This window comes from Bacillus sp. FSL W8-0183, assembly GCF_038006825.1.
GTDB classification, from domain to species: domain Bacteria; phylum Bacillota; class Bacilli; order Bacillales; family Bacillaceae; genus Bacillus; species Bacillus altitudinis.
Genome location: NZ_JBBOVY010000001.1, coordinates 2,170,182 through 2,188,476, shown reverse-complemented (window position 1 = coordinate 2,188,476; position 18,295 = coordinate 2,170,182). Strand labels below are relative to the sequence as shown.

At 34.5% G+C, this 18,295-nt stretch carries 24 protein-coding genes and 5 pseudogenes; 13 read left to right on the top strand and 16 right to left on the bottom strand.

From position 1 onward, the window contains the following. Positions 1 to 2 precede the first annotated feature (2 nt). The 8 genes and pseudogenes from NSQ64_RS11535 to NSQ64_RS11500 all read left to right on the top strand — a co-directional run. The gene (locus tag NSQ64_RS11535; RefSeq protein WP_341016617.1) at positions 3 to 485 is read left to right on the top strand and encodes an immunity protein YezG family protein; all 483 of its coding nucleotides are present in this window, start codon (positions 3 to 5) and stop codon (positions 483 to 485) included. Between the two features lie 146 nt (positions 486 to 631). Next, positions 632 to 934, top strand: a pseudogene (locus NSQ64_RS11530) (DNA/RNA non-specific endonuclease); the annotation flags it as partial. 2 nt (positions 935 to 936) lie between these two features. Next, positions 937 to 1,413 carry an immunity protein YezG family protein gene (locus tag NSQ64_RS11525; protein ID WP_268382710.1) on the top strand — a complete coding sequence of 159 codons (477 nt, stop codon included), beginning with the start codon at positions 937 to 939 and terminating at the stop codon, positions 1,411 to 1,413. 155 nt (positions 1,414 to 1,568) lie between these two features. Continuing rightward, the gene (locus NSQ64_RS11520; RefSeq protein WP_268382708.1) at positions 1,569 to 2,138 is read left to right on the top strand and encodes an SMI1/KNR4 family protein; all 570 of its coding nucleotides are present in this window, start codon (positions 1,569 to 1,571) and stop codon (positions 2,136 to 2,138) included. Between the two features lie 289 nt (positions 2,139 to 2,427). Beyond that, positions 2,428 to 3,276 (top strand): annotated as a pseudogene (locus tag NSQ64_RS11515) (DNA/RNA non-specific endonuclease); the annotation flags it as partial. A gap of 5 nt (positions 3,277 to 3,281) precedes the next feature. Further along, positions 3,282 to 3,761 (top strand): TIGR01741 family protein, encoded by a 480-nt coding sequence (locus NSQ64_RS11510; RefSeq protein WP_268382704.1) that lies wholly within the window; start codon positions 3,282 to 3,284, stop codon positions 3,759 to 3,761. Positions 3,762 to 3,887: 126 nt separating this feature from the next. Then, a complete protein-coding gene (locus NSQ64_RS11505; RefSeq protein WP_268382703.1) occupies positions 3,888 to 4,073 on the top strand; it encodes a YolD-like family protein in 186 nt (61 codons plus the stop codon). A 136-nt stretch (positions 4,074 to 4,209) separates the two neighbouring features. Then, positions 4,210 to 4,368, top strand: a pseudogene (locus NSQ64_RS11500) (UV damage repair protein UvrX); the annotation flags it as partial. Positions 4,369 to 4,701: 333 nt separating this feature from the next. Here the strand turns inward: NSQ64_RS11500 and NSQ64_RS11495 are convergent. The 16 genes and pseudogenes from NSQ64_RS11495 to NSQ64_RS11420 form a co-directional block, all read right to left on the bottom strand. Next, the gene (locus NSQ64_RS11495) at positions 4,702 to 5,625 is read right to left on the bottom strand and encodes a hypothetical protein (RefSeq protein ID WP_341016608.1); all 924 of its coding nucleotides are present in this window, start codon (positions 5,623 to 5,625) and stop codon (positions 4,702 to 4,704) included. A gap of 269 nt (positions 5,626 to 5,894) precedes the next feature. Next, positions 5,895 to 6,179, bottom strand: a complete 285-nt coding sequence (locus NSQ64_RS11490) for a hypothetical protein (protein ID WP_341016606.1) — start codon at positions 6,177 to 6,179, stop codon at positions 5,895 to 5,897. A gap of 45 nt (positions 6,180 to 6,224) precedes the next feature. After that, positions 6,225 to 6,398 (bottom strand): hypothetical protein, encoded by a 174-nt coding sequence (locus tag NSQ64_RS11485; protein WP_341016604.1) that lies wholly within the window; start codon positions 6,396 to 6,398, stop codon positions 6,225 to 6,227. A gap of 91 nt (positions 6,399 to 6,489) precedes the next feature. After that, positions 6,490 to 6,711: a phage holin gene (locus tag NSQ64_RS11480; protein WP_341018306.1), complete on the bottom strand. Its 222-nt coding sequence runs from the start codon at positions 6,709 to 6,711 to the stop codon at positions 6,490 to 6,492. Positions 6,712 to 7,230: 519 nt separating this feature from the next. Beyond that, a pseudogene (locus NSQ64_RS11475) lies at positions 7,231 to 7,992 on the bottom strand (peptidoglycan-binding domain-containing protein); the annotation flags it as partial. A 153-nt stretch (positions 7,993 to 8,145) separates the two neighbouring features. Beyond that, a pseudogene (locus NSQ64_RS20985) lies at positions 8,146 to 8,514 on the bottom strand (peptidoglycan recognition protein family protein); the annotation flags it as partial. Between the two features lie 209 nt (positions 8,515 to 8,723). After that, entirely contained in the window at positions 8,724 to 9,062 is a 339-nt protein-coding gene (locus tag NSQ64_RS11465; RefSeq protein ID WP_268382697.1) for a hypothetical protein, read from the bottom strand. 231 nt (positions 9,063 to 9,293) lie between these two features. After that, positions 9,294 to 9,566, bottom strand: coding sequence for a hypothetical protein (locus NSQ64_RS11460; protein WP_341016600.1), 273 nt, complete (start codon positions 9,564 to 9,566; stop codon positions 9,294 to 9,296). Between the two features lie 90 nt (positions 9,567 to 9,656). Then, positions 9,657 to 10,136 carry a hypothetical protein gene (locus tag NSQ64_RS11455; protein ID WP_341016598.1) on the bottom strand — a complete coding sequence of 160 codons (480 nt, stop codon included), beginning with the start codon at positions 10,134 to 10,136 and terminating at the stop codon, positions 9,657 to 9,659. Positions 10,137 to 10,251: 115 nt separating this feature from the next. Beyond that, positions 10,252 to 10,497 carry a hypothetical protein gene (locus NSQ64_RS11450; protein ID WP_341016597.1) on the bottom strand — a complete coding sequence of 82 codons (246 nt, stop codon included), beginning with the start codon at positions 10,495 to 10,497 and terminating at the stop codon, positions 10,252 to 10,254. Positions 10,498 to 10,511: 14 nt separating this feature from the next. Then, a complete protein-coding gene (locus NSQ64_RS11445; RefSeq protein WP_268382691.1) occupies positions 10,512 to 10,703 on the bottom strand; it encodes a YonK family protein in 192 nt (63 codons plus the stop codon). Between the two features lie 301 nt (positions 10,704 to 11,004). Further along, complete coding sequence (locus NSQ64_RS11440; protein WP_341016595.1) at positions 11,005 to 11,223, bottom strand: hypothetical protein; 219 nt, start codon at positions 11,221 to 11,223, stop codon at positions 11,005 to 11,007. Positions 11,224 to 11,799: 576 nt separating this feature from the next. Beyond that, entirely contained in the window at positions 11,800 to 12,048 is a 249-nt protein-coding gene (locus NSQ64_RS11435; RefSeq protein ID WP_341016593.1) for an HU family DNA-binding protein, read from the bottom strand. A 153-nt stretch (positions 12,049 to 12,201) separates the two neighbouring features. Continuing rightward, entirely contained in the window at positions 12,202 to 13,290 is a 1,089-nt protein-coding gene (locus NSQ64_RS11430; protein ID WP_341016592.1) for a hypothetical protein, read from the bottom strand. A 194-nt stretch (positions 13,291 to 13,484) separates the two neighbouring features. After that, entirely contained in the window at positions 13,485 to 14,012 is a 528-nt protein-coding gene (locus tag NSQ64_RS11425) for a hypothetical protein (RefSeq protein WP_341016590.1), read from the bottom strand. A 63-nt stretch (positions 14,013 to 14,075) separates the two neighbouring features. After that, entirely contained in the window at positions 14,076 to 14,492 is a 417-nt protein-coding gene (locus NSQ64_RS11420) for a hypothetical protein (RefSeq protein WP_341016587.1), read from the bottom strand. 470 nt (positions 14,493 to 14,962) lie between these two features. On the opposite strand from NSQ64_RS11420, the gene NSQ64_RS20980 reads away from it, so the two are divergent. The 5 genes from NSQ64_RS20980 to NSQ64_RS11400 all read left to right on the top strand — a co-directional run bounded on the left by NSQ64_RS20980 (position 14,963) and on the right by NSQ64_RS11400 (position 18,106). Then, positions 14,963 to 15,172: a hypothetical protein gene (locus tag NSQ64_RS20980; RefSeq protein WP_445684644.1), complete on the top strand. Its 210-nt coding sequence runs from the start codon at positions 14,963 to 14,965 to the stop codon at positions 15,170 to 15,172. Positions 15,173 to 15,245: 73 nt separating this feature from the next. Further along, positions 15,246 to 15,485, top strand: coding sequence for a hypothetical protein (locus NSQ64_RS11415; RefSeq protein WP_341016585.1), 240 nt, complete (start codon positions 15,246 to 15,248; stop codon positions 15,483 to 15,485). Positions 15,486 to 15,631: 146 nt separating this feature from the next. Next, complete coding sequence (locus tag NSQ64_RS11410) at positions 15,632 to 15,811, top strand: hypothetical protein (protein ID WP_341016584.1); 180 nt, start codon at positions 15,632 to 15,634, stop codon at positions 15,809 to 15,811. 392 nt (positions 15,812 to 16,203) lie between these two features. Beyond that, positions 16,204 to 17,220, top strand: a complete 1,017-nt coding sequence (locus tag NSQ64_RS11405) for an AimR family lysis-lysogeny pheromone receptor (RefSeq protein WP_341018304.1) — start codon at positions 16,204 to 16,206, stop codon at positions 17,218 to 17,220. 559 nt (positions 17,221 to 17,779) lie between these two features. Then, positions 17,780 to 18,106: a hypothetical protein gene (locus NSQ64_RS11400; RefSeq protein ID WP_341016582.1), complete on the top strand. Its 327-nt coding sequence runs from the start codon at positions 17,780 to 17,782 to the stop codon at positions 18,104 to 18,106. Positions 18,107 to 18,295 lie beyond the last annotated feature (189 nt).

The window sequence follows — 18,295 nt, the reverse complement described above, 5'->3', positions numbered from 1 at the left end:
TAATGGAAGGATTAGAATTGAATTATAAAAAAATAGCAGAAGCAATTAATGAAATGATTCCATGTGATTGGGATAAAGTTTGGATGTATGCAGAAATATTGGATGATTCAGCAGGAATTACCTTTTATTTTACTGAACCTAATAATGAAGTAAGAGTCTATGGGCACGATATTCCAAAACGATATAGTGTAAGTAACTCTACATATAAACATTTATTTGTCGAGCTCAGTGAAATTCTTGAAGAGTTGAAGAAGGAATATATAAAAAATGGTCTAGGTGCTTGGACAACAGCTACTCTCGAGTTGGAGAAATCGGGTAAATTCTCAACTGATTTTGGATACGAAGATGTTTATTCTTTAGGTATTGACAATGTACAAAGAATAGCCGTTTGGGAATACGAAACGTTCGGATTAATACCTGAAGATGAGGAAGATAAAGAAGCTGTGCTAAATTATTTGAAAAATAAAGAAGAAAATAACAAATAGTAAATGACCCTCCAAATAAATGAAGGAGGGTTTTTGTAATATTTGTTTTCATCAGAATTTCTCATTTTAAACCGATAAACCGTCACTTCACACTCACCAAGGACCTCTTCTATCATCTCTCGAACAACCGTCCAATCGCCACCTGTAAGCCAGATCGATTACCTGATGATGATGGCGGACACTTGATCGCGTCTATTTTTAAAGGATCAGGCGATATTGATAACCTACTTCCGATGAATTCACAGATTAATCGAAGTGGTGGAAAATGGTACAACATGGAGCAGGAATGGTTGGCAGCCTTGAGGAAAAAGCCGCCTGAGACTGTATCAGTTAATATCGAACCTGTTTATAAAAATGATTCAATGAGACCAGATCGTTTCATTGTTAAATATTCAATAGCAGATGGTGATTTTAAAAGAACAATTATTAAAAATCAAAAAGGTGGATAAAAATGGAATTAGAGAAACTAGATACTCTTTATGGAGAAATTGCACAAACTATTGATGAAATGATACCAAAAGAATGGGAAGAAGTTTGTTTATATGCAGAGATACTTGATGATTCTGCAGAGATTAATTTTTATTATAAATTAATGGGTGAAAATGAATATCGTTACTCACATAATATACCTGAAGATCATAATGTAAGTGAATCAATCTATAACGAGTATTTAATAAAATTACATGATTTATTTGAAGAGCTACAACAAGCGCATGAATTAATTAATCCTGAAAAATGGACAAATTTAACTATGAAGTTAGATGCGAATGGAAAATTCTCTTTAGATTTAAATTATGAAGATGTATTGAATCAAGAAATTAACGGATCTCAAAGAAGAGCAATATGGGCATACGAAAATTTAGGGATACATCCAAAAAGAAAGTCAGTTAGAGAGTTTCTGGATCAATATATTAAAAACAAAGGATAAAAGTAACAACTAACTTACCGCCCTCCAATTAAAGGAGGGTTTTTTATTATAATAGGCATATTATTAAGGAAAAAGTAGACTGACTGTTTTGATTGACTTACATAAAAATGTGCCACATATTGGTGCAGCATCAGACTTAAGAGGAGGCTATTAAAATGAGCTTTAAACGGATTAAAGACAAACTTGATCAATACACTATTGATATTAGATCAACCAAAACAAACAACTCGTTAAACGAAATGAATAAAATGGAAGAAGAAAATGCTTATCACATTTCTCCTGATTATAAAAGTTTTATTAATGAATACGGAGAATGTTGGATTGAGGACAATGTATATACCTATTTAAAAGAAAAACCAGTGTGGCTAGTTGGTGAATCAGTGCCAATCGAATTGTTTTATGGGTTGGAGCAGAATGATTATGATATACGAGAAGCCATAAAAACATATAAAGAGCAATTACCAGAACAAATAATTCCTATCGCAGATGCAGATGGTGGAGACCTAATTTGTTTAGATGTTAGTGAAATAAATCAAGGGAAAATATATTTCTGGGATCATGAACTAAGAGATGGCGAACAAGACCTATTCCTGATTGCTGATACTTTTACCGAGTTCATTGAAGGGTTATTTGTTGTTGAAGATGATGATGAAGATAGTGATACAGAAGATATTGATATCCAACTTAGTGACGATCTCTTAAAAATGTTAAAGGAAAGAAATTAAAAATTTAGACAAATTCTTTCAAGAAGACTAAACGTTTCTTCTATCTATATGGAAATTCATTTTAATCTGAATAATTTTTAAGTTTAAAGGGTGCTAAAGTGTATCCTTTTTATTTTTTTTAAAAAAAACACTCTTTAGGGATGTTTTAGTTTGTATTAGCTATAGGATGTAATGCATGGTTATGATCATCTAAAAGATAATCAGGATGGCTTTTAACATTGTATATTTAATTGTTTTATCAGGATTATCCACGAAGTATTATGTCATCAATGGGAAGGCTTTTTATTATGGTGATGCATATTCTCGATCACACTGGTTCGCCTATGCGACTGGTTCTCTAGCAGAAATCGTCTTTGGTTCTAAAGGGGCAGGTGCCATTACAAAAACGGGAACAACAGCGGCCAAAACAACGGTGAAGAAAGGCCTTGAACAAGGTGCAAAATCATTAGACAAAGTTTCTATTCTGAATCTATTGCCATACTCACCAAAGTTTCAAATAGCAGGTGGAGGGAAACTCCCTTACAATGTGTTTGGCGGAGAAAATCTCAAAAATAAACTCCTCTCCATGGCAAAGCGTCTCGACAACAATTCAGGCTACTGCATCTCTCAGACGGGCAGACGCTTACTAGCACCAAAATCACCACCGATCGTTGTCAGTTATGGAGATCACTATGTGAGATGGAAACGTAAGAAAGTGTTAAAACCAAATGTTGTGTATACAACCAAGCAAGGGTACACCTACACAACCGATCACTACGGACGCATTGTCAAAGTCGAAGCAAGTGATTTAAAATACGGAGAGGTCAAAAGAAACCAATATGCCCAATCCAATTTAGGAAAACCCGATCGATTACTGGATGATGATGGAGGACATTTATTTGCGTCTATTTTTAAAGGGTCTGGGGATATTGATAACCTGCTTCCGATGAATTCACAGATTAATCGTAGTGGTGGGAAATGGTACAACATGGAGCAGGAATGGTTGGCTGCACTAAAAGAGATTCCACCTAAACATGTAGAGGTATGTATTGAGCCTATTTATCAGGGTGATTTGTTAAGGCCTGATAGTTTTTTTGTGGAATATAAAATCGGAAAAAATTATGTTCAAGAATTTATCAAGAATCAACCTGGAGGTTAAAGATAATGGAATCAATAGAACGCTATTATAAAAAAATAGCAGAATCAATTAATGAAATAATACCGTGTGATTGGGATAAAGTTTGGATGTATGCTGAGATACTTGATGATTCGGCTGGAATTACATTTTGTTTCAACGAGACTAATAGTGAAGAGTATGTTTATGGACATGAAATTCCACTTAAATATAATGTAAGTAAATCGACATATATTCATTTATTATACGAACTCAGTAAAACTTTCGAAGAATTGAAAAAAGCATATATACAAAATGATTTAGGTGCTTGGACAACAGCCACCCTCCAATTGGATAAAACAGGGAATTTCTCGATTGATTATGGATATGAAGATATTTTATCTATAGGGCTATATGGTATCCAGAGAAGAGCCGTATGGGAGTATAAAACGTTCGGGATTTTACCAGAAGACGAGAAAGATAAAGAAGCTGTGCTGAATTATCTTAAAAATAAAGAAGAAAACAACTAACACAGCCCTCCAAATTAAAGGAGGGTTTTTAAATACCAATATTCACATCGAACAAAAGTTCTTAAAACAGATTGATAAAGAACGTTTGTTCTGTTACTATTTAATCATTCAAGAAGGAGTGATTAAATGCTTAGAGACAGAAGTACGATCAAATGGACAGCTATGATGTTACCTGAGCATGTTGCACGACTTAAACACGACTTAGCAGAAACTAAAAAAATAGATAAACCAATTATAGATGAACAGCAAGCAGAAGAATTTGAAGCAACAATTGCTTACGCCATGAGTGTTAACAAGCCGTTGAATTTTTAAATTTTTGATTTGGGAGTTATCGATCAACTAAAAGGTTTTACACAATACATCAACTACGAAAAGAAAATGCTACATATAAAGGATTTATCAGATGATATTCACTTTGTTTTATTAGATGACATAGTTGGTGTTTCTTATGATTGATTACACCAAGTTTCCACGTCACAAGATTCTGTGTGTAGACATGAAATCCTTTTATGCATCCATTTCAGCAGTTATGATGGGTTTAGATCCTCTAGAATGTTACTTGGCTGTTGTAGGTAACGTAGAGAGGCAGGGGAGTGTAGTGTTAGCTTTGAAATTTAAAGATTCGTTGATTTTATCACTTGACCAAGTCGATACCTTATCAACGTTATTGTCTTGAATAGGTTGATTGACCATTGGCTATACTTGAAACTCTTCCCTTGTCATCGACAGTGACAGTGGGGTTAACATACGTTCCTGGTTCAACACCGTTTTTAACTAATTGGGCAAGGGATGCGGTACCCGTCAAGTCACCAGCTAATGTAATTCCACCCTTAACTGTTGATGTGGCATCGTTTATAGAAGAAGCGCCTCCCGCATAAACCCTATAGATGTACTGAGTTTTACTCCCACTGTGATTCGAATCACTCTTTATAAAAATCCATTATCCACGTTGAGGAGAAGGGAAAGCTTGCATTGCAGCTGAGTATGTATCAAACTCACCTTTAAACTGAACTCCAGTAGTGATTCCATTAATCTGATCTTGGATATTGCCTGTTACACCTAGTAAGCTATTAATCTCATCGATTGATACGACTTGTCCAGACAGAGATTTTGCGAAGTCGACTATGTCATCTCCATCTGCATCATAGATTGATCTTTGCATATCTCCAGAAGCCACTTTTGAACTACCATACATTAGGCTTCCGTTTTGTTCAGAAAATTTATCAATAACTGCTTTATTGCTGTGCGAATGACTCTTATTTTCAAGTTTACCAATTGACGTGTAAACTGTTTCAATGTTTTCTGCACTAGTCTTTAGTCTGTTTTCGATGTTACCTGTCAATCCTTGTAGATAAGCAATTTCTTTGGGCTTAACGTTTCCTATAGCGGTTGTTTCTGGTAAGTGAACATTTCCTTCAAACACAGGGCTATCCATCGGGGCTTTCTTAAAGTCGAGTTCTTCAATAGCCATTTGAACATTATCAGATTCGATTGATTCAGTAGGGTTGAACACAACTGTAGAAGCATCGCCGCCTGATCCACCGCCTTGCGGAGCATCAACAAATATTAGCCCAGTACCACTTGGATTTATCTTAATCCACTTGTTCGCATATCCTTCATACGAAGCTGGCGTGTCTATCAGGTCAAGAAAACTTAATTCTGTATCACCGACAGATGATCCACTAACAAGCTCAAATTGCTCATTTTTATAAATATAGAGAGTTGGCTTATTAGATTTGGATTCATCATTTAAAACAGCGTAGATAGAGCCTTCTTGACCATTCGGCAACTTAGTTTTATTCTCGTCAACTAAAACAGCTTCTTTTCCAGCTAAGTGTTGTATGGTCTGTAAGATTAAATTCAAATTATCACCTCATTTCTATCCAAAACATCTCACCATGATCTCGAACAAATTCGTATCAACTGGGTTATTGAGGGTTATTATGTTTTTATCGGTTTTTACATAAGAGAAAGGGGAGCACTCAACTCCTCCAACAATAACTGAAAGTTGATCTTTAGCTGGGTCGTAATCTGGAACTACAATATACGAGACTGTTTGGTCGTTCTCGTTAGGGATATATTCAAAAGACCATTTCAGTGATATTCCATTGTTTAATCTGGTCTTAAAAAAACTCATGTGTGAGCACCAGCAAAGTTATACTGAATTCCTTTTTCTTTGATTACAAAGCTAAAGATAGGAGTGTCTATATGATCCATTGAAAAGCCATCCCCAGACATGATTAAAATCGGTTCTCCGTGATTTATAGAAACAGTGCAATCTTGGTCATTGCGAAATTGAAATTTATAAAACTGTGTCGGTCTATTCGAACCTTTTGATTCTGGAGGGACAATATCAAAGTTCTCAATGTTTGTTGACTCTAGTTTTAAAGAGCCTTTGTATCCAGATCCTAATCGCATAATTTAACCTCCATAAAAATGAAAAAAAGAGAGGGGTTAGCCCTCTCACATTTGTTTAATCATATCTTTTAAAACTTGAAGAAATGCTTTAGCATCTTCTTTTTCCATCCTTAAAATGTCTTCGTTGCCCAAGCCTTCAGAGAGTGAAATCTTGAGAACGGGGAAGATGGCTGGTTCACTTTCTTCATTATTTTGGGGAATTTCAACTTCGTCTAACAACAGAGTTAGAACTTTCTCCTCACCCTCAGCATTAAGGGGGCTTCACTGAATTTATTTGGGTATGGCGAATACTTAATGTTGACTGTATTCATTATTTTCTAGGCTCGTCATATTCTAAAGCTTGATTACTGTCAGATACACCTTTAGTGGTCGGATCATCAATAATGCCGATAGCAGATAAAAATATAAGCAGAGCATTAATTTTTACAGTTAGATCATCGCCAAATCCTGTTAAGTCATAACCGAATGCTTCAGCGATCATTTGAACGAATAAAAGGTGGTAGAGAGGTTTTCTTTTTGAAACGTACTTTATGAAAAATTAGATACACGGGTTGAAACTCTTGAACGAAGTGATTCAACAAGAAAGATACATCCCTCGCAGTTTACCAAAGATATTTTTTATAAGATTCTTCCTTCAGTAGTTGCAACGATAATCGGAGCATATTTGCTATACCATTTCGGAATTAATAAATAAGGAGCTTGATGTAATGAAAATCAACTGGTTATTGAGGTTTTTTAAATTATTACTCATTTCAATGAGTGTTGAAGTTAACTCTTTCGATTGCTTTTGAGATTCTTTATTAAATTCAAGTTGTTGTTCGCATATCATTTCAATTCTGTTGAGTGTATTTGTTTTATCTTCTAGCTTAACAATTTGAATTGCTTGCCGATTTGATTTTTCTTCAAGCAAGCTTATACGAACATGAACGTCATTACTTTCTATTTGACACCAGCCTTAGAGAAGGAGGTGATTTTAGTTCACCTCCTTGAAGTTGATTTTCATAAATTCTCATGGATATTTGTACATCCACAAAAATCTATATTAATTTATTTATACTTTACTGCCATATTGTCTTGAAATGTAAGCACGTTTACCTTCGTGAATTACTTCCCAGTAACCTTTAGGATTGTTACTACCTTTAACAGATCCAGAAATCTCAATTGTTTTACCTAATGCGATGGTGTCTAGATTCTTGGCTGAATTGCGGTCATGCTTATCCATGATAATAGCTGCGTTTGACACGCCAATAATTTTGATCTTTCCAACAGATTTAACTGATAAGCTCTTAGCTACTTGTTTTGGCTTTGAAACTGTCTTAGCGGGAGCAGATGTTTTAACTGCGCCTGTTACTTCAACATACTTATCAGAAGCAGTGATGTAATAAGTTGTACCCTTAGAGTTTTTCACTTTATATTGATATGCCGTGCCAACTTTTACTTTTTCGACCACAGTAGGGAAGCCAACGCCTTTGTTAACAGTACCTACAACATCTTTATCATCCCATGAAGCTTTAGCATAAAACCGAAGACCGTCTACTTTAGATTTTAGAGAGCCACTTGCTTTAGAAGAGTTAGATTTAGAAGGAGTTGGGGAAGAAGGGGATTTAGACATAGTTAACAACTCTTTGATTTTAGCAAGAGTCGCTTTACCAGCGATTCCATCTACTGCAAGCTTGTTTGCTTTTTGAAATGCCTTCACAGCAGCAACAGTTTCATCACCAAAGTGGGAGTCCACACCGTACTTAGGCAATTTATAACCAAGCTTAATTAGATTAGACTGAATTTCTTTAACTTTTGCACCTTTATCACCAAGACCGTAAGCCTCGACTAACTCAAGGTCATTTTTGTCTGATGGCTTCGGTGTTGGAATAGTTACAGTTTTACCTGTTAAAGCTTTATTAACATCACTGACAAATTGAACCCATGCACTAGGGTTGTTAGTGTAATAACGATGGCAGTCTTTCCATCCTACTACTTGATGGTGTGTCCAGAGATTTTCAGATTTGAGTCCGTAAGTTTTGAGAAGGGAAGCAGCTAATTCTACAGTTGTTTTATAAGTTGTAGCATCAGGCTTGCCAGTCCAATCAGGGTGAGTCATTTCAATTCCGATGGTACAGTTATTCGGATAAGAGCTTAAGTTTCTAAGCGCACTTGCTGTGTAAACGTTCGAACCAACATGATAGGCCAGTTCAATGTTCGGCAAACATTGAATTACTTTTGTGCCTTCTACAATGTAATGTGCTGAACCGAATCCAGATGTACCACTTTTACGATTATTGAAGAAGTTGCGGTTTCCTTCTGCAGATGAACCTGGATTAGCAACCCAGTGAATCACAACAGCTTTCACACCTTTTAAAGCCGTTTGAGGTCTGGAGTATTTGTTGGGAGTCAACAAACTTTGTGTAATATTCAAATTAAATTCCTCCAATTAATTTTTTGAGCACAAAAAGAGAGCAGGGGATAACCCAACTCTCTCGTTCTCACACATGCTCTGTCTATCTCTGTTATGTATAAGTAATATTCCTATAAAATCATAGTTTTAATCTAATTGGCCTTCGTGATTATCTTACGGATAGTATCGTCTGAGGATGTTCCATAGTAGCCATTAAAGTTTGTACCTAAAGCAATTACTCTTCCAGTACCTTTAGTATTAAATACATTTACGTCAGTCGCTTCATTACCAATTAAAATAGCAAATTCTTTCTTATTACCATAAACTCGATTGTTTTCAACTTTGCCACTGTCGCCACTTTCAACATAGATACCACCACGACTGTTTTTAGGGTCATTTTCTAAATTTGAGTCAATAACAGTATTGTCATTAATATCAAAGTAATTGCAGTTTTGTGCATATATTCCGTTTCTACCAACAGGTAGATTCATTGAAAAAATTAGAATGATCCATTCTTTGCTCGAAAGTCAAAGAGGGACTTAGAACAGAAACAAACTCTTTCGCTGTTTTAACCAGTATTTTGATTTCCGTATAATGTGTTCGGTTTTCTTTAATCTTCTTCTCGATTTCAATAATAGTATCTGTGGTACTTTTCTTAACAAAATCAATAGTTTGCATATTTTCTCCTTTGTAGCGATTTGACGCAATCCAGTGTTATTAAACTATTTCCCGTCTTTAAAACGAATTATGTATGTAGCTTCAATACCTTCTTCATCAAATACCATGAATTTCTGTGAAGGCTTAGTTCCGAAGCGTCCTTGCATAGCGTATTCGTCAGCACCCACTAAAGTTCCATTTACAACTACAGTCGTACTACCGTATTCTTTTTCGTAATTGTGGTGAACGTGTCCACCGAATATGTAAGAAGGGATATAGCCAAGTAATTGAGGTAAGCGTGTCACACATTGATCAACACGATCATAGTGACCATGCACAAACACTACTTCTTGATTTTTAATTTTTGTAGGGATAAAGCCGTCTTGCTCTCGCTCAAGAGTGATATTTGGAATATGACTTAGACGAGCTTATAAATACCAGGTAATTAAATACTCGAAGTTTTCCTTAATGCCAATATCATTTTTGGAGGGGGAGAGGCGGCCGTGGTTTCCTGCGACACTATAGAACTTAACTTGTTCAAACTCACTAGCGAATTTTGCCAAAACTTCAGCTAATGTTTCTGTGACGTATTGAGTTTGCGCTATAGAATCAGTGTTAGCTTGAACTCGTGTTGAAACATGAATTAGTCCTCCAATTAAATCTCCAAGATTAGCTACATGTAGAGTTGAAATCCCCTTTGATTTACCGTAATTAATAACGTCCTGAGTTAATTTTTGAACTCTCTCGTTGAAAACATGTTCATTGAAGGTGTTAATTCGATTATCGATATCCATTCCAAAATGCCAGTCACTGAATAACGCTAGACCGTGTTTATCTGAAGTTGAAGAGGGAGGGGGTGAGAATGTAAGAGGACGCTTTTTCTCTAAATCCATAATTTCTTCTGTCATATCTTCACGGATACGATCAAAACGAGCGGAATTTCTAATCTTCTTGGCGAACTCTCTATTCTGATCACGTCTACGAACTTCTGCTTTAGCAGCTTCGATTTTAGTCTCACCATACTTATCGGCAATTTCTTGATCCAGGTTTTTGTTTGTTTACATGAAAGTCAGCCCATCTACGGTTTTGAGCGAAGTCTTTCCGCCATTTGCTTTCGCTGTAATTTTCACCTGATTCTTCATTTAGTAAGTCTCTAATAACAAACTTATCAATCTTATAATCATGTTTATTTGTATGTAATCTAATAAAGTAATCATCAAAACTTTCATCTTTACCACGCTGCAACTCGCGATCTAAGCTAATGTTCATTAATTCACCAACCTTTACTCATTATCTTTAACAGGCAGTTCATTTTCTTCTTTAATTGTGAAGCTCACCTGTTTGCCGTTGAAGCCCGCCAAAATTTCTTTGAAGTCATATACAAACTCTGCTTCTTTTGTTTGTTCCGTTACTTCCATAACATCCATATCGAAGAATCCTTTTAAATTAATCTGATTAGTCTTTTTACTTGCCATTTTAAAACCTCCGTTATATTTGTTGTTTTTTAATTTGTTCCGAATAAATTCCTTCGGATGCCCAATGCCGACACATTGGAACACCCGAAAAAGGAGAGATGATGATAGGAGAGAAAAAATGAAATGTCGGATGGGTGCTGGGGAACCACCCGAAGGAATTTACTAACTAAAATAACCCCATCTTTATAAGAGAGGGCGGTACGCTGATTACGGATTCATCAATAGAAACCTTTGTAGTTGACAGACTCTAAGTAAGTCGATCAAAACACTAATAATTACGAACCCTTTACTTTTTGATAACCTACCAAAAAGGTTCGTCTTTTTCGCTTAGCTTAATAACAAAAGGTAAAATAACAATAAAAATAAGACTAAGATTACCTAGAGTAAATGCACGTTGAGTTTTAGAAGATATATATTGCCTAACCCCGCAGTTAGGGCAGTCTTTTCCCTTTTTTGAAAATCCAATTGCCCAAATCTCCTTAGCTTTCCACTTATAATTACGGTTTGTACATCTAGCCACATAATCATCTCCTTTCGTTTCAACTTTTATTACGTTTCAATTGTTATAAAGTTACAGAAAAATCATATATAATAATATGAATTTTGAGAATCTATTAATATCCACAAAATTTAACGAAAGCACTTAAATAAGTTAAGTGAAGGTCGAAGCTCAACACTGTAATTAATTTATATTATCGAGTAAATACCTCCTAAAATAAGTCCCTGCTAAGGTACAGTCGCATTTGAGCGTAAAGACCTATTGGCATTTGTAGCCCGATAATATTCATTTGGTATAAGTTGAAGAAGGGGGTTTCCAAACCTATATAAATGAACATTATCCGACTCAGGAGTAGCCATCTCCTAAAATCTGAGCCAGACCTATCTTATGAAAGGGAGTGAGACAGTTTGGAGAATAAAGTTGTACAGGGTAGTCAACCCACTAATGACTATTATTCTATTAATAATCATTAGTCGATCACGAAGACTCCTACCTCTTCGTGGAAGACATAAGCCATTCGACTTAAAAACCAATATTTGGAATGTGTGTTATTTGTTAATTTGAATAAAATTAACCTTTTACAGCATCTTTAAGTGCTTAGGCGGCTTTAAATTTCGGCGCTTTTGTTTCAGGGATATCGATTTCTTCACCCGTTGAAGGATTTCGACCCTTGCGAGCTGAACGAGTGGTCACTTCAAATGCACCAAACCCCGCAATCTTAACTTGACCTTCTTCTTTAAGAGTAGACTCAATTGCATGTGATGTCGCCTCAACTACTGAAACAACTTCTTTCTTTGCTAATCCTGTTGCTTCGACCACTGCTGCTACTAATTCTGTTTTATTCATTTTTAAACCTCTGTATTATTTTTGTTTTTTTAAAAAGTTGGGGAGGGGAGATATACTAACCTTTTTAATTTGGATATTTGCTTTTTACCTCCCTTATGACGATTATCTCAAAAAACGATGTAACCCTTGTGGCTCTAAGGATGAGAGCACTTTCTATAGCGTTACATGTTGTTTATTTCTGTGTTTAATTTGCCTTTTTCTATTATTATCTGTTTTTATTTGTTTACTGTAAGCAGTACAATGAATCACTTTATTGGAATTAGGTTTAAACATACTACCACATTGACCACATGATTTATAATGTTTCAAGTTCTCTGTTAGACTTTTTAAAATAACATCACCAAAACATTCCCAGAGTGTAGCTTTATATCTACTTTTCTTTTTATATAGATGTTTCACCAACACATCCAGAACATAATGCTCATCACTATTAATCTCTAACAACCTATCTCTAATTAATTTATAAACATACAGCTTTTGATTCGGCTTAGTTTCTTCATTGTTAATGAGCCATTTTTTATTGCGATCAAGCCTTATGTATTCCTTAACTAACTGCTCATCTTCTTTGATGCGTTTATTCTTCAATAGAAAGTTGTAATCGAAAATACCAGCCACAGCTTTGAAATTGATTCTTTCAGTTGGGATGATACTGTCCAATTTATTAACAGTGCTTTCATTAATCGATTGCACAGAGGTGTGCTCTTTGTCCTTGGCATGAATAAAGAAGAAAGGCACTTTGTCTTTTATGTAATTTTTAATTTGTTCATCTACATTATCTGTTCTAGTCGGCATAAATAACGTTTTCGCATAGTCGATAGCAAAGTTATTTTCAGCACATAGCCATTTGATGACATTAATATTTACAGAGTCGCTATTCCAAATCTTTGTGATGTTGTTACTGTACTCACCAATGTTCACCGCATAAGCATTGGTCAGTGATTCATACAACTTTTCGCTGTTAATTACCTGTTTATTGGCTATTCCCATATCATAGTAAAGAGGAACGATGTCCACTACATGTCTCTTAACAATATCTACAAAGTAAGGATCCGATATAATAAGAGCTTTATCTCCGTCATTGTCGAACTGCAGCAACTTAGAAATTGGATCATGGATGCTTGTGTATACACCCTTTGTAATAAACCATTCATCCAATAATTTATTACGAGTATTATTTCTAATACCATGCTCACGATAAAGGTGAGGGGAGCGTAGAACATCAATATCTCCACTATCATACAAGGAACAGTAAACATCACTGCCTTTTAAAAGCCCGTTAGGATTACTAATTCCTAGAAACAGTTTTTCGCAGAAAGCGTATAAATCAGGACAAAGATATGTATACCTGGAGTTCTCAACTTGTAATTTTCCTGATTTCGCATCTTTAACAAGGCTCTTCTTTTTATTCTTGATTGTTTCTTTTACATGGTCATCATTTAAAGCTGTGGGTAGAGGAGAAGGGCATCTTGCAATGATGATCTAAATTTCCGACTTTCAGTAGCTCCCATAACCTTCATCATCACATCTTTGTCATTTCCAATTGCTTTTATTTCCCTGATTGTCTTTTCACTGATCGACTTGAGTTCATCATATGTAATATCCGTCAGCGTCTGAAGCATTTGATATGTAAGTTTTCCTTCTACAGTAGGGTCTTCTTCGTTTAATTTTGCCCCAAGGCATCCAAACTGGATAAATTTATTCTGATCTTCATCCCAAGAGGAGTAATACTTCCACATTTTAAACTGTGATTTAGTAAATATGATTTGAATATCATCATTTTTTATATCCCACATTTTTCTGTATATATCTGTTATTTTTGATTTATTGTGTTTGTCAGCAAATTTGTGAAAATCAAAAGGAACTAACAAGCCCTTAACCCAAGGAAGCCTAACCATAAAACTTTTTTTACTGAGCTGAGGAGTAATAATACCACAACCATCAGTGTGTTCAATAGGAATATTCATTTTCTTTCTCGTGATCTCGTATGTATCTCGATTTATAAAATCCACTTCACTCATTACTTCAGTCTATAAATCATCAACCACAACTGTCTTACTTATATCAATATCCCAAGGGCTGCTGGCACTATTAGATAATGCGAGATATGCATTCCACTTGTTAATGTTCATACCGCCTTTAGAATTGATATCATCTAAACTAAGGCCACAAGTCAATGAGTTTTGATATTTATCATATGTAGCTTTCTTTATAAAACATGCTTTCTTAGTACGAATTTGTCCTGCTGAACTTGTGAAATAAACGTAAAGCTCATTGTTATGTATAAAACCTTTATCAAGAATACTTTTAAAAACCTGGAAATGATAAACTTGGACAACAATTACATCATCAGAGAAGTTGTTTTCTTTGATCCCAAGAGTGCGTGTCATTACTGAATCAAACATAGCAATTTTTTTATTATCGGTTAATGTATCGGCTCTAAGCATTCTTACGCTTTCATGTTCAATGAATGCTTGATTTAAATTTTGTTTTAATTTGGAAATTCTGTTTCTTATGTATTTCTTATTCTTGCTGATATCCCCGTTATGATTTTTCAGTAAATCTCTATATCTATAAGACTTTAAAATTTTTCTATGTACTAAGTTTTCTTTGTCATTATAGAAGCTCGACGTGTTGAGACTGTAGATAAAGACTTGTTTGCTTAAATCATTTGTTTTTCTCCCAAATTCTATCTCCTTATCTATTTGTTATTTATTCTTTCAATATGTAAAACTAACTTTTTGAAAACTGTCGAAGACTCGTCCATTTTATTAAACCATTTATAATCTTCATAAAATGTGATTTCTTCTTGTGAAGCAACTTCATTTGTGATGCGATATTCTAAAAGTTCAATAATGTCTTGCTTGTTCCACGATCCCAATAAATCTCCTCTTTTCATCTAGCATAAGGTAATTATATGTATTATTTGTTGTTTAGTAAATATAAAGGAGGAACAGGATCAGGGATTGCTCCAACTTTAATTGAGTTATTAGTCGAATACTTAGACAACAAAACAGTTGTTGCTGTCCCTGTATTACCTGATCAAAATGAAGTTATTCTGAACCAATTAAACACAGTTGAGTGCCTTCAAGAGCTGTCAGAAAAGAATTGCATTAGACAATCTTAAAGTGTCTCAAAAGGGCATTAAATCATTCTCAGAGCCTGTCTTGTATTCGAAGGTGAATACTAAATTTATAGACATGATTGAAGAGGTTGAAGAGTACACAAATCTTCCATCAAACTACAGTACTTTAGATAAAAAAGACTTAAATCAGATATTTAATACACCAGGTGTGACAGTGTTATCAAAAATGGATTTATCTAATTATAACAAGGGGAAGTTTGCAAATTCTCTTCATGATGATATTAAACAGTCATGGAAAGACTCAATATATAGTGCTGATACATTTGATTCATTAATTAAAGCGGGTGTATTATAGACGGTAATGCAGATTTAACCGATCAGATCAACTTTAAGAGACTCTTTAATGATGGGGAACCATTAGATTTATTTAAAGGATATTATGATAGTGGTAAGAATCAAGTTATATCAATTTTAAGTGGTCTAGGTTGGATTAATGAAAGAATGAAGCAATTAGATGATCTGATTGAATCAAGAAAAGTTGAACCAGTTAAAGAAGAGGTGTATGTTCCAAAATTTAATTCAAAGTCAGCATTTTTAAAGCAGCAGACTAATTCTAATAAGGATGCAAAACAGGTGGGTAGGGGGAGTTACCTGGATAAACTTAAATCGTTAAAGGGATAGTTTGGGTGAGATGGTCAATTGACTGTCTCATTTTTTTGCTATCGTAAATTTTTGAGGACAATATCGTAAAATCAATCAAAAGGAGAAAAAACACAGTAATAGCAATAGGTTTGACAACAATTTGATGATAATGAGTAGTGTGTGATCGTAAAGTCGTTGTGGGAGTAAGGAAAAGTGATCAAATTTGATGGGAATTGAGAAAAATGGGTGAGAGAGGGAAGGGAAAAGCGTTGATACATAAGGTGTTTACGATAGCAAGTACGATAGAAAATAGGCTAAAATCGATAAAATTTAAAGGGTGTGGAAATGGAAGTGCTATGGGCACATTTGTTCTTTGTTTTAGCGTTTTGGATGTTAATATACCCCCCTCTAATGGTAATAGATGGTTATGAATACGTCTTATAATTATAGTTAGAGAAGTTGATCAAGAAAGAGAAATTGAAATAATTAGCACCTATATCACAACACTCGACCCTAACAAGTCAGCTGCAAGACAAGCTGTAGAATATTTAGATGCTAATCAACTTGGCGAAGAAACAGATGAACTTGTTGTTAAATTATGCAGTGCTAGCAACGCATTAAGCAAAGAGTGGGGGAATATATATCGCATACATAGAATGCTCACAAAAGGTGAAATTGATTTAACTTCTGCTATCAAAGAAACTGGCACTATAAAAATCAAGAGTGAAGAAATGTTTGTATTTGCAATGATGATGACTTTATATGAATACCTAAACTCAGGTGAGTTTGGTCTAATGAAGAGTACATCAGCATATATTGATCTTTCTAATTTAAAAAAGGGGTATGTTAAAGACTCTTATAGTTCAAGGTATTTGCTACTTATGGCCAATGTGTTTTTAAACGACAACAATTTAAAGTCTCTCAGAGACTACTGTGATCAGATTATAACCGAAGATGTTAAGGTGAATCGATTTCAAGTGTTTGCTCATCTTACCTGTGGTAATTCTTATGTGTTTGATGATTATAAGAAAGCAAAAACATATTATATCAACGGTTTGAAATTCGCAAAAAATAGCTTCCACAAATATAAACATACATCGGCTTTGGCAGTCTTAGAAAACATTTGGGGAGTAAAAGAAAATAAATACCTCGAACAGGAGTCGAAAAATGATTCTGATTTTATAGAACTTGCACATCACTTTATGCTTAATGATCAGACAAATAAAATGATGGATGTGTTTAATAAATTAGACTCAACTACTATGCATGACAATGATTTAGGTTTCCTATACTATGTTAAAGGCATATTCTATAAAGACAAAGGCTGTTTTTTGAAATCAGTTAAACATTTCAAGAAATCAGATGATAAATATTTTGTTAAACTGCCTTTAATTAAATTAAAGAATATGGGTATAGAGAATGAAATATTAGAACTTTTAGCTATTTGAGTTTTTTTGCTTGAAAGGAGGTGAGATATATGAAAAAATTAGTTATGACTTTAGTTTTAGTTGCAGCAGTAGCAGGCGTATCTTCAGGCACACAGCAATCAATTGCTATGGATGACGTCATCTGCTTCTAGAGGAGCTTAGTAATCGTTTGTAGTCAAGGGATAGAGATATCCCCTTTTTCTTGAAATTTTAAAGAATTACAATATATAATCTAATTAATAATAGTTGTACATAATATGACGTATAACCTTTCAGGGTTTGCGTCATTTTGTATTTTTAAGACAATATGCCAATTTTTCCGAAATTGAATAATGATCTTACAAAAGCACATTGAAAATGTGCTATTTGTCGTGAAAAAGCTTCACATATAAGTTTTTATCCATTAAAATATAAATAAGACATACGGAAATATATAATTTAGGAGGAGAACTATGCGGGGAGAATGGTTTAATCACCATGAAAACAAAAATAACATTGATAAAGAAATCAAAAAGAACAAATTAGAAAGTCAATGATTTCTGGGTACATGAAATTATTGAATAGTTAGGAGGTAGCGCCAGTGATTGCATCACCAGAAAAAAGCTGTGCGGACATTGAGTATCAATACGAAATAATCAACAGCTTAAAAGAAGAACTTGCATATTTACGCAGCCTAAGTTTATCAATAAATTCATCAGTTGATCTATATAAGGTTAAACAAGCTATATTTGAGTATTTAAAACAAATAGATGAGTTTTCTTTTAATCAAACCGTATTGACAAACAATTACACTGGAGATCTTCTCACAGCCTACCGTAAGAGAATGGAATTCATAAATGAACTTCGCAAATCCGTTGAATATGAATTTGAATATGAATTTGAATATTTTATCACTACATATAATTAACACCAATGGCCAGGGCATCTAAGATACATAAGCATTCGAAGGAGATGTGTCAGTGCTAAATAACATACTAAATATTATAGAACAATCGAACAAAACTATAGATAGTGTAGCTGCTGAATCAGGTATTTCAGTGAGAAGACTATAACAAATTATATCTAATCCTGAAGAGGCTAGGTTAATTGAAATGGC

Excerpts from the sequence above, each read along its gene's own strand:
- NSQ64_RS11465 (WP_268382697.1), bottom strand. The coding sequence starts at position 9,062 with ATGAATCTACCTGTTGGTAGAAACGGAATATATGCACAAAACTGCAAT.
- NSQ64_RS20980 (WP_445684644.1), top strand. The coding sequence starts at position 14,963 with ATGTATTATTTGTTGTTTAGTAAATATAAAGGAGGAACAGGATCAGGG.
- NSQ64_RS11525 (WP_268382710.1), top strand. The coding sequence starts at position 937 with ATGGAATTAGAGAAACTAGATACTCTTTATGGAGAAATTGCACAAACT.
- NSQ64_RS11410 (WP_341016584.1), top strand. The coding sequence starts at position 15,632 with ATGAAGCAATTAGATGATCTGATTGAATCAAGAAAAGTTGAACCAGTT.
- NSQ64_RS11425 (WP_341016590.1), bottom strand. The coding sequence starts at position 14,012 with ATGAATATTCCTATTGAACACACTGATGGTTGTGGTATTATTACTCCT.
- NSQ64_RS11520 (WP_268382708.1), top strand. The coding sequence starts at position 1,569 with ATGAGCTTTAAACGGATTAAAGACAAACTTGATCAATACACTATTGAT.
- NSQ64_RS11445 (WP_268382691.1), bottom strand. The coding sequence starts at position 10,703 with ATGGCAAGTAAAAAGACTAATCAGATTAATTTAAAAGGATTCTTCGAT.
- NSQ64_RS11415 (WP_341016585.1), top strand. The coding sequence starts at position 15,246 with ATGATTGAAGAGGTTGAAGAGTACACAAATCTTCCATCAAACTACAGT.
- NSQ64_RS11420 (WP_341016587.1), bottom strand. The coding sequence starts at position 14,492 with ATGCTTAGAGCCGATACATTAACCGATAATAAAAAAATTGCTATGTTT.
- NSQ64_RS11510 (WP_268382704.1), top strand. The coding sequence starts at position 3,282 with ATGGAATCAATAGAACGCTATTATAAAAAAATAGCAGAATCAATTAAT.
- NSQ64_RS11535 (WP_341016617.1), top strand. The coding sequence starts at position 3 with ATGGAAGGATTAGAATTGAATTATAAAAAAATAGCAGAAGCAATTAAT.
- NSQ64_RS11450 (WP_341016597.1), bottom strand. The coding sequence starts at position 10,497 with ATGAACATTAGCTTAGATCGCGAGTTGCAGCGTGGTAAAGATGAAAGT.
- NSQ64_RS11435 (WP_341016593.1), bottom strand. The coding sequence starts at position 12,048 with ATGAATAAAACAGAATTAGTAGCAGCAGTGGTCGAAGCAACAGGATTA.
- NSQ64_RS11455 (WP_341016598.1), bottom strand. The coding sequence starts at position 10,136 with ATGACAGAAGAAATTATGGATTTAGAGAAAAAGCGTCCTCTTACATTC.
- NSQ64_RS11490 (WP_341016606.1), bottom strand. The coding sequence starts at position 6,179 with ATGCGATTAGGATCTGGATACAAAGGCTCTTTAAAACTAGAGTCAACA.
- NSQ64_RS11505 (WP_268382703.1), top strand. The coding sequence starts at position 3,888 with ATGCTTAGAGACAGAAGTACGATCAAATGGACAGCTATGATGTTACCT.